Consider the following 15,366-nt stretch of genomic DNA (forward strand, 5'->3'; position numbering starts at 1 on the left):
GCAGCCCGTCCGCGGCCCCCAGTGGACGTGGGGGATCCGGCACGGTACGCATAACCACAGCCGCCCCGTACCGGGTCGGTCGCGCTTCAGCTCATCGGCGGGTAGGCGGGCTCCAGCGTTCGGCGACGGCGTCGCGAACCCGACCATGGCAGCTCGTGTCAGCCTCGGCACGTGGGCGTACCACGTCGACAACCACTAGGCTCCGAGCATGGACTTTCCCGAAGTGATGAACCCACCGAAGCTGGCGCGAGATGTGCTGCGGGTGATCCCTCTGGGTGGCCTCGGCGACGTCGGCCGGAACATGGCCATGTTCGAGATCAACGGCAAGATCCTGCTGGTCGACTGCGGTGTGCTGTTCCCCGAGGACGCCCACCCCGGGGTCGACCTGATCTTGCCCGCCTTCGACCTGCTCAGCGACCGGCTGGACGACATCGTCGGCCTGGTCCTGACCCACGGCCATGAGGACCACATCGGCGCCGTGCCGTACCTGCTCAAACAGCGGCAGGACATCCCGGTCTTCGGAAGCCAGCTCACCTTGGGTCTGCTGGCCGAGAAGTTCCGCGAGCACCGGATCCGCAACGCCGACCTGCGCACGGTCGCCGCTGGTGATCGGGTGGCCGTCGACGAGTTCGAGCTCGAGTTCGTCGCCGTCAACCACTCGATTCCTGACGCGCTCGCGGTGGCGCTGCGGACCAAGGGCGGACTGGTCCTGCACACCGGTGACTTCAAGATGGACCAGCTCCCGTTGGACCGTCGGATCACCGACCTGCGTGCCTTCGCCCGGCTCGGTGAGGAGGGGGTCGATCTGTTCATGACCGACTCCACCAATGCCGAGGTGCCCGGTTTCACCACCCCGGAGAAGGACATCCAGCCGGCCATCGAGCGGGTCTTCGCCAACTCCGAGAAGCGGATCGTCGTCGCCTGTTTCGCCTCCCATGTGCACCGGGTGCAGCAGGTGCTGAATGCCGCCGCCCGGCATGGCCGCAAGGTCTGTTACGTCGGTCGCTCGATGGTGAAGAACATGGGCGTGGCCGAGAAGCTCGGTTACCTCGAGGTGCCGGACAACATCATCGTGTCGCTGAAGGAACTCGACCGGTACCGGCCCGACCAGGTGGTCCTGCTGTCCACCGGTTCCCAAGGAGAGCCCCTGTCGGCACTGTCACGGATGGCGAACAAGGAACATCCGGCGATCGAACTCACCGAGGGCGACACTGTGCTGCTCGCGTCGTCACTGATCCCCGGCAATGAGAACTCGGTCTACCGGGTGATCAACGGCCTCAGCCGGCTCGGGGTGGACGTGGTGCACAAGGGCAATGCGCTCGTCCACGTCTCCGGGCACGCCTCGGCCGGGGAACTGCTCTACTGCTACAACATCGTGCAGCCGACGAACGTGATGCCCGTCCACGGTGAGATCCGCCACCTGATCGCCAATGGCAAGCTGGCCGAGGCCACCGGGGTACCGGCAGATCACGTGATGTTGGTCGAGGACGGCGGGGTCGTCGACCTGTCCGGCAGCAAGGCCGAGGTGGTCGGCAGGATCGATGCGCCGTACATCTTCGTCGACGGCACCATGCGCGGGGTGACCGAATCGCAGCTGTCGGACCGGCTGATCCTCGGCGAGGAGGGATTCATCTCCGTCATCGCAGTGGTCAACCTGCACTCGAAGAAGTTGGTCAGTGGGCCGGAAATCCAGGCCCGCGGGTTCCTCGAAGGTGACCAGGACAAGATGTTCGACGGCATTCGGGCCGAGATCGCCAAGGCCCTCACCGATGCACTGGAGGAGGGGGTCTCCGACACCTACCGCCTGCAGCAGGTGATCCGCCGCCGGATCGGTCGCTGGGTCTCGGGCAAACTGCGCCGGCGGCCGATGATCGTCCCGGTCGTCGTCTCCACGTAGTACGCCACCGGGCGCAGCTCCGCTCGTCCCAATTTGGCATTTGGGGTCGTTATTCGGCCACTGCTGCCATATGCGGCAGCAGCGGCCGAATAACGACCGAAAATGCCGGGCTCGGGTCGATGGGCGATGGGCGCGCGGGGTCGGGTTCGGCCGACGGGTGTGCGATGGCCCGGGTCAGTGGGCGAGGAGTTGCTGCTGCAGGGTCATCCCCAGCCACTGCGTGTACTCCTCGTCCGACCAACCGCATTCACCGACCAGCGACAGGTAGACCGACAGTCCACACAGTGCCCATGCCCGGTCGATGAGCCTCTCCGGCGTCTGGTCGGTCATGGTGGTGATCCCCGACAGGCGATCCACCAGCGATCGCAGGGCCTCGCGGCGGTGACGGTCGCCCTCGGCTGCGAGTTCGGCCGCATTCGGCAGGTCCTGGGCCAGCGCCGCTACCGGACGTGAGGCGGAGAAGAACGCGGCGGTCCAACCCGCCCAGAGTCGCAGGATCTCCTCAGGATCGTCCGAGTCGGCGATGCGTCGGCGCCACTCGTCTGCGTCGGCACCGATCTCCATCTGTTCGACCACGGCGCGCAGCACCGCTGGTTTCGACCCGAAGGTCGAGTAGATCGTCTGCGCCGATACCTCTGCCTCGGTGGCGATGGCCGCGATCGTCGTGGCGCCGAAGCCGTCGGTGTCGAACAGGCGTCGGGCCGCGTCCAGGATCCGTTCCCGGGTCCGCCGACGCTGCTCGGCGCGGACAGGGGAGCGGTAGGCACGAGTCCTGGCCGCCTGCAGTGGTGGTGACGGCGGTGACGCGTCCGATTTCATGGAGTTGACTATATTGAATATACCTGACTAAGGTCAATAAATGACCACAGACACAGCTCAGGTCGATCGCGCCGCCGACGGTCACGGTCGCGCCATCGGGTCCCTGATCGCAGCCGGCTTCGGTCTGACCTATGTGATCGTCAACTCGGCCATGCTGGCCGGGTCGGGTGGTGCAGGAAGCGTGTTCCGGTGGGTCGTTGTGGTCGCAGCAGTCCTGGCGGCCTTGCTGATCGCCATTCGTGCGATGCGCCTCCTGGCCCGGGCCGGGCGACCGAGCGGTGGTCGCTCACCCTTCGGTCGAGCCTTCGTCCTGCTCACGGTCGTCGAGGTGCTGGCGATCTTCGTCGGTGTGCGATTCGTCGCGGGGGTGTTGGGTCGCCCGGATCTCGGGGTGGTGTGGGTGACGCTCGTTGTCGGGTTGCACTTCTTCGTGCTGGCTCGCCTGTTCGGGGTGCGGGCGTTCCATCTGCTGGGGGCGCTGCTGGTGACCTGTGCGGTGCTCGGTTGGGTGCTGGATCTGCTCACCGTTCCCGCGGGGTCTGCCCTGGCGGGTGGTGTTGCCGCCGGTGCAGTCCTGCTGGCCTTCGGGTTCTGGGGTGTTCGACGATGAGCAGGGCTTGGACTCCGGTGAGTCGAGTGTAATCATGTAATCATGACCGAACTCACTGTGGAGAACGTCGCTTCCTGGTGTGCCCAGCGGCTCCCGGAGGAATGGCAGCTCTCACCCGCCGAGATCGCCGTCGATCGGGACGAGATCACCATCTGGCTGAGCATCTCCGACCTCGACTCCGGTGCCGATCTCGATGCCGATGAGGCCATGGAGGCCAGGGAGATACGTACCGCGGCCTTCCGTGACGAGACCCGGGGGCAACGCATCGAGATCGCCCAGGAGACCGAGCGGCACTTCGGAGTGCCGGTGAGCTGGGGTCTGCAGATGGGGGATCATCGGGAACTGTGGACCCATGTCTCGGCGCCGGTGATGACCCGATTGCGACAGCCGCAGCGGCAGGTGCTCGACACCCTGGTCAGTGCCGGGGTGGCCCGCTCCCGGGCCGATGCACTCGCCTGGTGCGTTCGGCTGGTGGGTCAGCACGAGGGGGATTGGCTGGCCGAACTGCGCGAGGCCATTCGGTCGGTCGACCAGGTACGCGACCGGGGGCCGCGCGCCTGAGACGCCTGAGACACCGGGCGGACTCGGTGCGCACCGAGCGATGGCTGCGCTCCGTGGACGGTGCAGACCGCGGAGCGTCGACGGGCCACCAGGCCGAACAAAGGGGAAACCGCAGGCCGGGTTGTCCCGGTGCGGAGGGAAACGCAAAAGGGCCCATCCGCAATGCGGACGGGCACCTCGGCGAGTCGAATTCAGCGACTGACCTTGCCGGCCTTCAGGCAGGAGGTGCAGACGTTGAGCCGCTTCGGCGTACCGCCGACGACGGCGCGGACCCGCTGGATGTTCGGGTCCCAACGACGGTTGGTCTTCTTCTTGGACCAAGGCTTGTTGTGACCGAAGCCCGGGCCCTTGGCGCACACGTCGCAAACGGCAGCCATGGAGCTCTCCTCTAACTCGTTGTTCGTGCGCCGGTAGCGCACAAAACCGGCGGAAGCTTTCTCCCGCGGCTTGGATGTTCGGGGTTCCCACTGCGGGAACCGGTCAAGAATAGCCGAGGCGCGCCGCAGCACATAATTCCGCACTTTCGGCGCAGCTGATCGGCGTCGGGCCGGGGCCGGTGCAGCTGTGGTCGTCACCCCGGACGAGGGTGCTGAGTCCCGGTTCGCCCAACGGGCAGATCGTACCTACGCACCGGATCGGGGCCTGGGCGCCGGCGCCGGGCGGCTGCGTCAGGCCGGGCGCTGACTCATTCCCGGCGCAACAGTTGTGCGTTCAGGGCCACGATCACCGTCGATGCCGACATCAGTAGTGCGCCCACACTCATCGGCAGGACGAAACCGACGGGTGCCAGGACGCCGGCCGCCAACGGCACCGAGAGCAGGTTGTATCCGGCAGCCCACCACAGGTTCTGTCGCATCTTCCGGTACGTCGCCTTCGACAGGTTCACCGCGGTGACCACGGCTCGAGGGTCCGACCCGGTCAGGATCAGTCCGGCCGAGGCGATCGCCACGTCCGTACCGGCGCCGATCGCGATGCCGACGTCGGCTCCGGCAAGTGCGGGGGCATCGTTCACCCCGTCACCGACCATCGCCACCCGGCGGCCCGCGGCTTGCAGGGAGGCCACCTCCGACGCCTTGTCCTCGGGACGTACCTCGGCCATCACCTGGTCGATTCCGACCTCGCGGCCAACGGCTTCGGCAATCTCCTTCGCATCCCCGGTGATCATCACCGGTTCGATGCCTACCGCGCGCAGTTGCGCCACCGCCTGTGCCGACTCCGGGCGTACCTCGTCGGTCAGTTCCAGGCTGCCGATCAACTGCTGGTCGGCGAAGACGTGAAGCACGGTGGCACCTGCCCGGGCAGTCCTGCTGTCACCGTCGGACAGGTCGACCCGATGATCATCGGCCGCGCTCCGGTCCGCACCGTGTCGGCGCAACAGCGCAGGTCCGCCGACTTCGACGGTCCGTCCCGCCACGGTGGCGCGAACCCCGAGGGCCGCAGCCGAGGAGAAGTCCGAGGACGTCGGCACCTGCAGGTGACGGTCTGTGGCAGCAGCGATGATCGCCCGGCCGAGCGGGTGTTCGCTGTCGGACTCCGCGGCGGCGGCGAGCCGGATCACCTCATCGGTGTCCCATCCCGGCTGCGGGATGATCCGGTCGACGTTCGGGTTCCCCTTGGTCAGTGTGCCGGTCTTGTCGAACACTACGGTGTCCACGTTGCGCATGTTCTCCAGTGCCAGTCGATCGGCGATCAGGATGCCCGACCGGGCTGCCCGTTCGGTGGCGATCGCCACCACCAGAGGGATCGCCAGGCCGAGGGCGTGGGGGCAGGCGATCACCAGCACGCTGATGGTGCGGACCACGGCATCATCCGGTGAGCCGACCAGCGACCAGACGACCGCGGTGATCGCCGCCGCGCCGAGCGCGAACCAGAACAGCCACCCGGCGGCCCTGTCGGCGAGTCGCTGTGTCCTCGAGGTCGACTGCTGGGCCTTGGCGACCAGGCGTTCGATTCCGGCCAGGGCCGTCTCGTCACCGACCGCGCTCACCCGTACCCGCAGGCCGGAATCGGTGACCACGGTTCCCCCGACCACCTGGTCGCCCACCCCGCGGGTGACCGGTCTCGACTCGCCGGTGATCATGGATTCGTCGACCTGCGCCGAGCCTTCGGTGACGATCGCGTCGGTGGGAATGGCGGAACCGGGACGGATCAGCAGCAGGTCGCCGACCTGCAGTTGATCGACGGCGACGGTACGGGTGCCGTCGGCGGTGATGATCTCCGCCTCATCGGGGAGCAGGCGAGCCAGCGAGTCGAGTGCGGAACTGGCTCGGCCGAGCGAACGCATCTCGATCCAGTGGCCGAGCAGCATGATCACGACCAGCAGCGCCAGCTCCCACCAGACGTCCAGATCGGCGGAGAGCAGCCCGAGACTGGCTCCCCAGGAGGCGAAGAACGCGACCGTGATGGCCAGGCTGATCAACATCATCATCCCGGGCCGCCGGGACCGTAGTTCGCCGACCGCCCCGGTCAGGAAGGGGCGGCCACCCCAGAAGTAGATGACCGTGCCGAGGACCGGTGAGATCCAGTGCAGCCAGTTGACCTCGGGCAGCTGATAGCCGACGAGCCCGGCGAACATGTGGTTGAACAGCAGTGTCGGTATCGCCAGGACGACCATGATCCAGAACAGGCGGCGGAACTGGCCGACCATGTCGCCGTGGTCCATGTGACCCATGTCGCCGTGGTCCATGTGACCCATGTCGCCGTGGTCCATGTGACCCATGTCGCCGTGGTCCATGTGAGCCATCGGACCGTGGTCCATCTGGTCCATCGAGCCGTGGTCCATGTGGTCCATCGAGGGGTGGTCCATGTGAGCCATCGGACCGTGGTCCATCTGGTCCATCGAGCCGTGGTCCATGTGGTCCATCGAGGGGTGGTCCATCCCCGTGTGGTCGGGGTGCGGGCTGGTCTCGGACGAGTCGGGCCGCCGGCGTTCTGCCTCGGTCCGCCTTTCGGGGGAGGCCGAATCGGATTCGGGTTCCATGTCCTCCAATCTATACCCCTAGGGGGTATACGCCAAGAGGTGAACGAGCCCGTCTAGGATGCGATCGTGGATTCCGAGCTGCCGGTCCTGGTCGCCACCGATCTGGACGGCACCCTGCTGCCCGACGACCTCGCGATCAGCCCTCGTACGCGTACCGTGATCGAGGCCTTGGCGGCTCGTGGCATCCCGGTGATCCCCGCGACCGCCCGGCAACCGCTGGGCGTCCGCCCGCTCGACCTCGGCGTCGAATGGGTGATTTGCAGCAACGGAGCGCTGGTGACGAACCTGCGTACGGGCGAGGTGGTCGCCGAGGCGAGTATCGCGATGCCGGCGTTGGAGCAGGCGCTCACGCGGATCACCGAGGCGCTGCCGGGCGCGGAGTTCTTCGCCGTCGGTGATGCCGGGAACAGCTTCGTGGCCACCCCGGGTTATCCGGCACTCGCCGTCGAGGCCGACCACAAGCGCGACCCCGCGCAGATGATGACCGTGCCCCTGTCCGAGCTCGGCACCCGGCCGGTGAACAAATTGGGGGTACGTGTGCCCGGCGTCGACGGCCGTACCCTGCTGTCCCGCGTGAGGTCCCTGCAGATCCCGGGGGTGGCCCCGACCAACTCCGGTGTCGCCTTCGTCGACCTGGCACCGGCAGGGGTGAACAAGGCCTGGGGAGTGCAGCAGTTGTGTCGCCACCTGCGACTCGACCCACGGCGCACCCTCGCCTTCGGTGACCAGCTCAACGATCTCGAACTGCTCGAATCCGCAGGTACGGCGGTCGCCATGCCCGGATCACCTCCCGAGCTGCTGGCCATGGCCGACCGGCTCGCGCCGTCGAACAACGACGACGGTGTCGCCCGGGTTCTGGAATCGGTGTACGGCCTGCCGCCCGGCTGACCTCGGGTCGGGTCAGCGGCTGCGCGCTCGCTTGGCACTCAACAGGGCCATGATCCGGGCGATCACCAAGGCGATGTACAGCATCCCGGCGATCTGTTCGATCATCACCACCGATCGGGCCTGCGGCAGCACCGGGATGATGTCGGAGAGCCCGGTGCTGGTCATGGTGGTGATCGACAGGAACAACAACTCGATCCAGGTACGCGGCGCCTCGGCGTCGATGGCAGCGGTGAACGACCCGGGCCAGACGGTCTGCACCGCCGAGTACAGGTAGGCGAAGCCCCAGGCGACCACGGTGAAGGTGGCACCGGTCGCCCACAACTCGTCGTGGGTCACATGATCGTCGTGGAACATGTACCGCAGCAGGGCATAGGCGGTGTAGAGGTAGAACGCGGCATGGATCACGGCGGAGACGATCACCAGCCACGCGATCCCCGGGTGCAGGGCCTCGGCGACGGTCAGCAGCAGCGCGGGAACGCCCAGGGTCATCGAGATCCAGGTCTGCGACTCCGTCGCCCGGACCGCGAACACGGCCAGGGCGAGGACGACGATCGCGAGCACGCCGACCATCGTCCGCCCGGCAACCGCATCGCCCAGGAACGGGTAGACCAGCAGCGACAGCAGCTGGGCCACCATCAACAATGCCGAGGGGTGCTCGGCCGACCAGCGGACCAGCCTTCGCAGGGTGGGCTCGGCGACATCGGGCATGCGTTCATGCTGCCACGTCGATCCGTCCGGTGGGCCCGAGGACTCCTGGCGCCGGTGGTCGGTCCCGCCCCCTAGGCTGGGGTCATGGCGGAGTCATCGCAGGTGGCCGGGTCGCCCTGGCGTACCGATGCCTTCCGGCGTCTGAACAGGCGCGTCGGCACGGTGTTGGGGGAGAAGGCGGCCAAGGGGCTGGCCAAACTCGCGGTGCACACCCTGGGTGACCTGGCCCGGCACGTACCTCGACGTTACCTGAATGCGAACTCCCTCAGCGACTTCTCCGGTCTGCGGGTCGGTGAGGATGCCGTGGTGGCTGCCGAGGTCGTGAGCTCGAAGATCGTCGGCCACGCTCGCAAGCAACGGCTGGAGGCGACCGTCACCGACGGGGTGCGGCACCTGCGGCTGACCTTCTTCGGGCGTGAACACATGCTCAAGCACTGGAGTGGCCAGTTGCAGTCCGGTACCAGGGCGGTGTTCGCCGGCAAGGTGGGGGAGTTCCGGGGGGACCTGCAGTTGTCGCATCCGAACTATGCGGTGATCGACGACAGCGGCCGGCAGCAGACCGCCGCCGGTGGCCGGGTGCTGGCCAACAAGGGGGGACACGGGTTGGCCAGCGTCAGCCGTCGGCGTGGCCTGATCGGGATCTATCCCTCGACCGCCTCCTTCGGGCCCTTCGAGATCGCCGAGTTCGTCTCCTTGATGTTGCATGAACTCGGTGGCATGCAGGACCCTCTGCCGCCGGAGATCCGGGAGCGGGCCGGGGTGATCGACCTGTACACAGCGATCGAACAGGTCCACATGCCCACCGACCATGATCAGGTACGTGAGGGCATGCGGCGGCTGCGATTCGACGAAGCCCTGGGATTCCAGCTCGCCATGGCCTATCGGCGTGCCGCCACCGCAGCCGAGTCCGCTGTTGCCCGTCCACGCATCGCAGACGGGATCCTCAGTGCCTTCGACGCCCGGTTGCCGTTCACGCTGACCGGGGGACAGCAGCAGGTGGGCGAACAGATCTTCGATGATCTTGCTGCGACCGTACCGATGCAGCGGCTGTTGCAGGGTGAGGTCGGTTCCGGCAAGACCCTGGTTGCGCTGCGTGCCATGTTGGCGGTGGTCGACGCCGGGGGCCAGGCAGTGTTGTTGGCTCCGACCGAGGTGCTGGCCCGACAGCACTACGAGTCGATCACGAGGATGCTCGGTGATCTCGGTGAGGCCGGTCAGCTGACGGCCGCCGACCATGCCACCAGGGTTGCGCTGCTGACCGGTTCGATGTCGGCGGTCGCCAAGCGCAATGCGACCCTGCGGATCGCTTCGGGGGAGGCCGGGATCGTCGTCGGCACCCATGCGTTGTTGACCGACACCGTGCAGTTCGCCGACCTCGGCCTGGTGGTGGTCGATGAACAACACCGCTTCGGAGTCGAGCAACGCGCAGCGCTGGGGACCAAGGCCGAACAACGTCCGCACGTCCTGGTGATGACCGCCACCCCGATCCCGCGGACGGTGGCGATGACCGTCTTCGGCGATCTCGAGGTCTCCACCCTGACCGAGGTGCCCGCCGGTCGGGCGGAGGTGCAGACCGTCGCCGTCGACGAACAGGCCCATCCGAACTGGGTGGACCGTGCCTGGCAACGGATCGCCGAGGAGGTCGCCGCCGGCCGGCAGGCCTTCGTCGTCTGCCCTCGCATCTCCGAGACCGACAAGTCCGGCGAGGTCTCCGACCGGCCACCGTCTCGTACCGTGGTCGATCTCTACGAGGAACTGCGCAGCGGCCCGCTGAAGCAGCTGCGCGTCGGCATGTTGCACGGGCAGTTGCCGGCCGAGGAGAAGGATGCGGTGATGCAGTCCTTCGCCGACGGCGATCTCGATGTGCTGGTGGCCACCACCGTGATCGAGGTCGGGGTGGACGTACCGAACGCGTCGGTGATGGTGATCACCGATGCCGACCGGTTCGGCATCTCTCAGCTCCACCAGTTGCGTGGCCGGATCGGGCGTGGCCAGTACCCCGGTGTCTGTCTGCTGTTGACCGCCGCCGGTACCGACACCCCGGCCTGGGAGCGGTTGAGTGCGGTTGCGGCCACCCGCGACGGGTTCGAGCTGGCCGATGTCGATCTTGCCCAACGGCGCGAGGGCGATGTGCTCGGCGCCAGCCAGGCCGGTGCCCGGTCGACCCTGCGACTACTGCGGGTGATCGATCATGCCGCGGAGATCGAGTTGGCCCGCACCGTCGCGGTCGACATCGTCGACAGCGACCCCGATCGCGGGATCGACGGGGTCGCCGATCTGGTCACCCAGGTCGAGAAGCTGGCCGATGCTGAATGGCTGGACCGCTCATGAGCAGGATCATCTCCGGCAGCGCCCGCGGGCGGCGGATCGAGGCCCCCGCCGGCAGCCGTACCCGCCCGACCACCGACCGCGTACGCGAGGCAGTGTTCTCCGCCATCGGTGCCTGGGCCGGTACTGCCGGGGAGGAGCCCTCGCGCGCCCTGTCCGGTCTGGCCTTCCTCGACCTGTTCGCCGGTTCCGGGGCGATGGCCATCGAGGCCGCCAGCCGGGGCGCCCATCCGGTGGTGGCGATCGACTCGGCCAAACCGGCAGTCGCCGTCGCGCGGCGGAACGCGAAGACCGTGGGCGTGGAGGTCGACGTCCGGGCGCAGAAGGTGGACACGGCGCTGGTCGAACGCAGCTCAGCACACGACGGTGGTGTCACCGATGACGCCTTCGACATCGTCTGGGCCGACCCGCCCTACGACCTCGACCCGGCCGCCGTGGACCGAGTGATCAGGGCCGTGATCGACAACGGATGGCTGGTCCGCAACGGGCTGCTGGTGATCGAGCGCTCCTCCCGTACCCCCGCTCCGGCAGTGCCCGAGGGATTCGAGACCTGGTCGCGCCGCTACGGTGAGACGACCATCCACTACGCCCAACGGCTCGGTGAGGACTGATGGGGCCGCAGCAGAACAGGAAGGGTTGTCGATGAAGGCGATCTGTCCGGGGTCATTCGACCCGTTCACCCACGGTCACCTCGACATCGTCGCCCGTACCGCGTCGATGTTCAACGAGGTGGTCATCGGGGTCGGGCGGAACTCAGCCAAGAACGGCCTGTTCGCGCCCGAGGAACGGGTGGAGATGATCAGTGAGGCGCTGGCCGCCGAACTTCCCGGCGTGGCGGTGCAGGCCCGACTGATGGACGGTCTGCTGGTCGACTACTGCGCCGCCCACGGCATCGACATCGCGGTGAAGGGAGTCCGGTTCGCCGCCGACTTCGACTACGAACTGCAGATGGCGCAGATGAACCGCAAGCTCTCCGGACTGGACACGGTGTTGTTGCCCACGTCGTCGGAGTACGGCTACATCTCCTCCACGCTGGTGCGCGACATCGCCCGATTCGGTGGCGACATCAGTGCTTTCGTACCGGCAACCGTCGCCGCCCGGATCGCCGCCCGGGACTGATCGGCTCAGCTCGGTACGGGAGTCGGCGCCCGTTTGCCTGCCTCAGGGGTCGACAGCTAGAGTGGTGCGTCGGTCTTTTGCTGTCCAAATCGTTGTGCTCTCGCAGGGCCCACAGAGTTTGAAAGGGTTCGCCATGTCCGTGCAGCGTCGGCACCCGGATCCCCGATCCGGGCTGGTGCTCGACACCCATGACCTGCACCGTCAGGCCGGGTCGATGCGCGAGGTACGTGAGCGCGTCGAGGCACCGGACGATCTGGGCAACAAGGTGATCGGCGTCCCGGCAGGGGCACCGATCGACCTGGACCTCAGGCTGGAAGCCGTCGTCGAAGGCGTTCTCGTCACCGGCGAGGCGACTGCGGAGGCGGTCGGGCAGTGTGGACGCTGTCTGGAGCCGATTGCCGTGGAGATGGCGATCGACGTCCAGGAGTTGTTCCTCTACCCGGGCAACGATGCAGACGATGAGGAAGCCAGCCGGCTGGAGGGCGAATTGCTGGATCTCGAACCGTTGATACGGGACGAGGTTCTGGTGGAGTTGCCGTTCATGCCTCTGTGCCGGGAGGATTGCGCGGGGTTGTGCGCCGAATGCGGTGTCGACCTGAACGAGAATCCCGATCACGGCCACGGCGCAGCGATCGACCCCAGGTGGACCGAACTCGCCGGCTGGGACGAGAAGTCGTCCGGCAACAACTGAATTCACAGACCATCGAGGCCGGTTCGCCGGCAGCGACAGCAGCACCGGCCTCCGGGCCGCAACCGAGGAGACGAAGAAGTGGCAGTTCCGAAGCGGAAGATGTCCCGCAGCAACACCCGCCATCGTCGTTCGCAGTGGAAGACCTCTGCGCCGACCCTGGTCGTCTGCGCCAACCCGGCGTGTGGCGCCAAGCACCTGCCGCACACCGCCTGCGGCGAGTGCGGCCAGTACGGCCCCAAGGGTGAGCGCCGCCAGGTGCTCGACATCTGAGAACGACAGCGGAACACCCGGTGACCGACGAGTCCGCCCAGCGCGGGCCCGGTCAACCGCACACACCGATGCCGGATCTCGACCAGATCTGCTCCGAGCTCGGGGTCCAGTTGGACCCCGAGCTACGTGTGCTTGCCCTGACCCATCGGTCCTTCGCCTATGAGAACGGTGGGTTGCCGACCAACGAGCGCCTGGAGTTCCTGGGAGATTCCGTGCTCGGGCTGGTGGTCACCGAACACCTCTACCGGACCCATCCCGACGTCCCGGAGGGAAACCTGGCCAAGCTGCGCGCCGCGGTGGTCAACACCCGCGCGCTGGCCGATGTCGGGCGTAGCCTGCAGATCGGCCCGCAGATCCGATTGGGGCGTGGTGAGGTGCAGACCGGCGGCGCCGACAAATCCTCCATCCTGGCCGACACGATGGAGTCGATCATCGGCGCGATCTACCTCGGCAACGGTCCCGAGGCAGCCGCCAGGTTAGTCCACCACCTGTTCGATCCGCTGATGGACTCCGCTGCCCACCTGGGCGCCGGTCTGGACTGGAAGACCAGCCTGCAGGAGCTCGCCGCCGGTCTCGAGCAGGGTGCCCCGACGTATCGGATCAGCGAATCCGGACCCGATCACGACAAGGTGTTCCAGGCCCGGGTGGTGCTCGGTGAGCAGACCTTCGACCCCGGCACCGGTCGCTCCAAGAAGGCCGCCGAGCAGGAGGCGGCGAGCATCGCCTTCGCCGTGTTGAAGGAGCAGACCGAGGCTGCTCGCGAAGCGGTCGAGGCTGCGGATCCGACCGCGGCTGCCGATGCCTGAGCTGCCCGAGGTCGAGGTCGTCCGCGCCGGACTCGTATCGGTCGTCGCCGGCCGCCGGATCGCCGCGGTGCAGGTGCTCCACCCGCGTCCGGTACGGCGTCACCTCAGCGGGCCGGAGGGCTTCTCCGCCGAGCTGCTCGGCCGTACCTTCGGCGAGCCGCGACGCCGCGGCAAGTTCCTCTGGCTGCCGTTCACCGACGGTGACGCCGTACTGGCCCATCTGGGCATGAGCGGGCAGTTCCGGGTGAACGAACCCGGCAGTCCGGATGCCCGCAACACCCGGATCCGGTTCGCCTTCGACGATGCAGGCCCCGAACTGAGGTTCATCGATCAGCGGATGTTCGGTGGATTGTCGCTGTCGGTCGGTGGTGCTGAACTGCCGCCCGAGATCTCCCACATAGCCCGGGACCCGTTCGACCCCGACTTCGACCTCGATGCGGTGACTGCGAAGATCCGCAAGCGCCGCAGCGGGATCAAACACGTGATCCTCGACCAGGGTGTCGTGTCGGGGATCGGCAACATCTATGCCGACGAGGCGCTGTGGCGCTCCCGGCTGCACTGGGCCAGACCGGCCGATTCGCTGAGCCGCAAACAGGTACGCGAGCTGCTGAGCCATGCCCATCAGGTGATGGCCGATGCCCTGGCCCAGGGCGGAACCAGCTTCGATGCGCTGTATGTGAACGTCAATGGCAGCTCCGGAAGACATGCATTGAATGTCTACGGCCGGGAAGGTCGCCCGTGCAAGCGCTGCGGCACCCCAATCGTGCGCGAGCGCTTCATGAACCGCTCGAGCCACCTTTGCCCGCGCTGCCAGCGAAAACGCTAGTCAAGCGGTTGTGTCAACGCGACCACGAGTGGCGGGCAGACGGGCGGTCTCGGGGTCGTTGCCTCGATCTGCAGTACATCAAGACATGGCTATGACCAATTCAATCGAGGTGTCGACGCCAGAAGCGTGTCTCGCTGAAGACGAACTCCTGAAACCTCGGCGTCAGGCGACCTGAATGCGCTGATCGCCCATCACGTACTCGATCGCGAGTCCGCCGCCGACGGCCTCGAGGTAATTGCGGATGGTGCCGATCTTCGCGCTGTCGAGGTCGCCGTGCTCGATCTTGGAGACCTGGCGCTGGCCGACGCCGATGCGCTCGGCGAGCTGCGCCTGGGTGAGGCCGGCCTGTTCCCTCAGCTCGCGGAGGCGGTACGCGCGGACCTCGGCGAGCATCCGCTCCTTGTGCGCCTCGACGCGCTCCCGATCCACGGGGTGCTCGGCGACGAAGTCCTTCAGGGTCATGGTCATCTCGGTCACTCTCCTCTCAGCCTGCGCAGGTGGTCGTCGAACAGTTCGTCGGCCAGCGGGATGTTCTTCTTGTACCAGCGGATCCAGTTGCCCGCCTTGTCGCCGGCGATCAGCATGATCGCCGAGCGCTCGGGGTCGAAGGCGAACAGGATCCGTAGCTCGGAGCGCCCGGAGGACCCAGGCCGGAGCTCCTTCATGTTGCGATGCCTGGACGCCGTCACCGTGTCGACGATGGGCCGTCCGAGCTGCGGGCCTCGGTCCTCCAGCAGCTCGATGGCGGCGACCACCTGCTCGCGCGACTCGTCGTCCAGCGAAGCGAGCCATCCTGCGATCAGCTCGATGTCCACGCTCCACACAGCAAATAGTGTAGACCCTGCAGGGTCTGGGAGCAATGT

The 15,366-nt window shown here is 67.1% G+C and carries 17 protein-coding genes; 11 read left to right on the top strand and 6 right to left on the bottom strand.

All coding sequences use genetic code 11. The features are described 5' to 3' along the window. Window positions 1–226: 226 nt before the first annotated feature. Window positions 227–1,897 (top strand): ribonuclease J, encoded by a 1,671-nt coding sequence (locus CLV29_RS02655; RefSeq protein WP_133754980.1) that lies wholly within the window; start codon window positions 227–229, stop codon window positions 1,895–1,897. A gap of 174 nt (window positions 1,898–2,071) precedes the next feature. Here the strand turns inward: CLV29_RS02655 and CLV29_RS02660 are convergent, their stop codons facing one another. Then, the gene (locus CLV29_RS02660) at window positions 2,072–2,716 is read right to left on the bottom strand and encodes a TetR/AcrR family transcriptional regulator (RefSeq protein ID WP_133753522.1); all 645 of its coding nucleotides are present in this window, start codon (window positions 2,714–2,716) and stop codon (window positions 2,072–2,074) included. 40 nt (window positions 2,717–2,756) lie between these two features. Here CLV29_RS02660 and CLV29_RS02665 point away from each other — a divergent pair, with 40 nt between their 5' ends. Together CLV29_RS02665 and CLV29_RS02670 are read left to right on the top strand one after the other, a co-directional pair. After that, a complete protein-coding gene (locus CLV29_RS02665; RefSeq protein WP_133753523.1) occupies window positions 2,757–3,326 on the top strand; it encodes a hypothetical protein in 570 nt (189 codons plus the stop codon). A gap of 42 nt (window positions 3,327–3,368) precedes the next feature. Further along, window positions 3,369–3,887, top strand: a complete 519-nt coding sequence (locus CLV29_RS02670) for a hypothetical protein (RefSeq protein WP_133753524.1) — start codon at window positions 3,369–3,371, stop codon at window positions 3,885–3,887. Between the two features lie 191 nt (window positions 3,888–4,078). Here the strand turns inward: CLV29_RS02670 and rpmB are convergent, their stop codons facing one another. Together rpmB and CLV29_RS02680 are read right to left on the bottom strand one after the other, a co-directional pair. Next, window positions 4,079–4,264, bottom strand: coding sequence for a 50S ribosomal protein L28 (gene rpmB, locus CLV29_RS02675; RefSeq protein WP_133753525.1), 186 nt, complete (start codon window positions 4,262–4,264; stop codon window positions 4,079–4,081). A gap of 308 nt (window positions 4,265–4,572) precedes the next feature. Beyond that, window positions 4,573–6,867, bottom strand: coding sequence for a heavy metal translocating P-type ATPase (locus CLV29_RS02680; RefSeq protein ID WP_243831681.1), 2,295 nt, complete (start codon window positions 6,865–6,867; stop codon window positions 4,573–4,575). 66 nt (window positions 6,868–6,933) lie between these two features. On the opposite strand from CLV29_RS02680, the gene CLV29_RS02685 reads away from it, so the two are divergent. Next, complete coding sequence (locus CLV29_RS02685; RefSeq protein WP_166649104.1) at window positions 6,934–7,755, top strand: HAD family hydrolase; 822 nt, start codon at window positions 6,934–6,936, stop codon at window positions 7,753–7,755. Between the two features lie 12 nt (window positions 7,756–7,767). On the opposite strand, the gene CLV29_RS02690 is transcribed toward CLV29_RS02685, so the two are convergent. Further along, complete coding sequence (locus tag CLV29_RS02690; RefSeq protein WP_133753527.1) at window positions 7,768–8,463, bottom strand: ion channel; 696 nt, start codon at window positions 8,461–8,463, stop codon at window positions 7,768–7,770. Window positions 8,464–8,547: 84 nt separating this feature from the next. Between CLV29_RS02690 and CLV29_RS02695 the strand changes: the two genes are divergently transcribed. The 7 genes from CLV29_RS02695 (at window position 8,548) to mutM (ending at window position 14,503) form a co-directional block, all read left to right on the top strand. Beyond that, window positions 8,548–10,794, top strand: a complete 2,247-nt coding sequence (locus tag CLV29_RS02695) for an ATP-dependent DNA helicase RecG (protein ID WP_133753528.1) — start codon at window positions 8,548–8,550, stop codon at window positions 10,792–10,794. Next, window positions 10,791–11,402 (top strand): 16S rRNA (guanine(966)-N(2))-methyltransferase RsmD, encoded by a 612-nt coding sequence (gene rsmD, locus CLV29_RS02700; protein ID WP_133754982.1) that lies wholly within the window; start codon window positions 10,791–10,793, stop codon window positions 11,400–11,402. Before CLV29_RS02695 ends, rsmD begins: the two co-directional genes overlap by 4 nt. Before the next feature lie 31 nt (window positions 11,403–11,433). After that, window positions 11,434–11,910: a pantetheine-phosphate adenylyltransferase gene (gene coaD, locus CLV29_RS02705; RefSeq protein ID WP_133753529.1), complete on the top strand. Its 477-nt coding sequence runs from the start codon at window positions 11,434–11,436 to the stop codon at window positions 11,908–11,910. 133 nt (window positions 11,911–12,043) lie between these two features. Further along, complete coding sequence (locus tag CLV29_RS02710; RefSeq protein WP_133753530.1) at window positions 12,044–12,601, top strand: YceD family protein; 558 nt, start codon at window positions 12,044–12,046, stop codon at window positions 12,599–12,601. Window positions 12,602–12,679: 78 nt separating this feature from the next. After that, complete coding sequence (gene rpmF, locus CLV29_RS02715; protein ID WP_133753531.1) at window positions 12,680–12,871, top strand: 50S ribosomal protein L32; 192 nt, start codon at window positions 12,680–12,682, stop codon at window positions 12,869–12,871. Between the two features lie 68 nt (window positions 12,872–12,939). After that, window positions 12,940–13,677 (top strand): ribonuclease III, encoded by a 738-nt coding sequence (gene rnc, locus CLV29_RS02720; RefSeq protein ID WP_133754983.1) that lies wholly within the window; start codon window positions 12,940–12,942, stop codon window positions 13,675–13,677. Continuing rightward, a complete protein-coding gene (mutM, locus tag CLV29_RS02725) occupies window positions 13,670–14,503 on the top strand; it encodes a bifunctional DNA-formamidopyrimidine glycosylase/DNA-(apurinic or apyrimidinic site) lyase (RefSeq protein WP_133753532.1) in 834 nt (277 codons plus the stop codon). The genes rnc and mutM overlap by 8 nt, the downstream gene beginning before the upstream one ends. A 162-nt stretch (window positions 14,504–14,665) precedes the next feature. Here the strand turns inward: mutM and CLV29_RS02730 are convergent, their stop codons facing one another. Then, window positions 14,666–14,971 carry a helix-turn-helix domain-containing protein gene (locus tag CLV29_RS02730; RefSeq protein ID WP_133753533.1) on the bottom strand — a complete coding sequence of 102 codons (306 nt, stop codon included), beginning with the start codon at window positions 14,969–14,971 and terminating at the stop codon, window positions 14,666–14,668. Window positions 14,972–14,976: 5 nt separating this feature from the next. Continuing rightward, window positions 14,977–15,327: a type II toxin-antitoxin system RelE/ParE family toxin gene (locus CLV29_RS02735; RefSeq protein WP_133753534.1), complete on the bottom strand. Its 351-nt coding sequence runs from the start codon at window positions 15,325–15,327 to the stop codon at window positions 14,977–14,979. Between the last annotated feature and the right edge of the window lie 39 nt (window positions 15,328–15,366).

This window comes from Naumannella halotolerans (genome assembly GCF_004364645.1).
Classification (GTDB): Bacteria; Actinomycetota; Actinomycetes; order Propionibacteriales; family Propionibacteriaceae; genus Naumannella; species Naumannella halotolerans.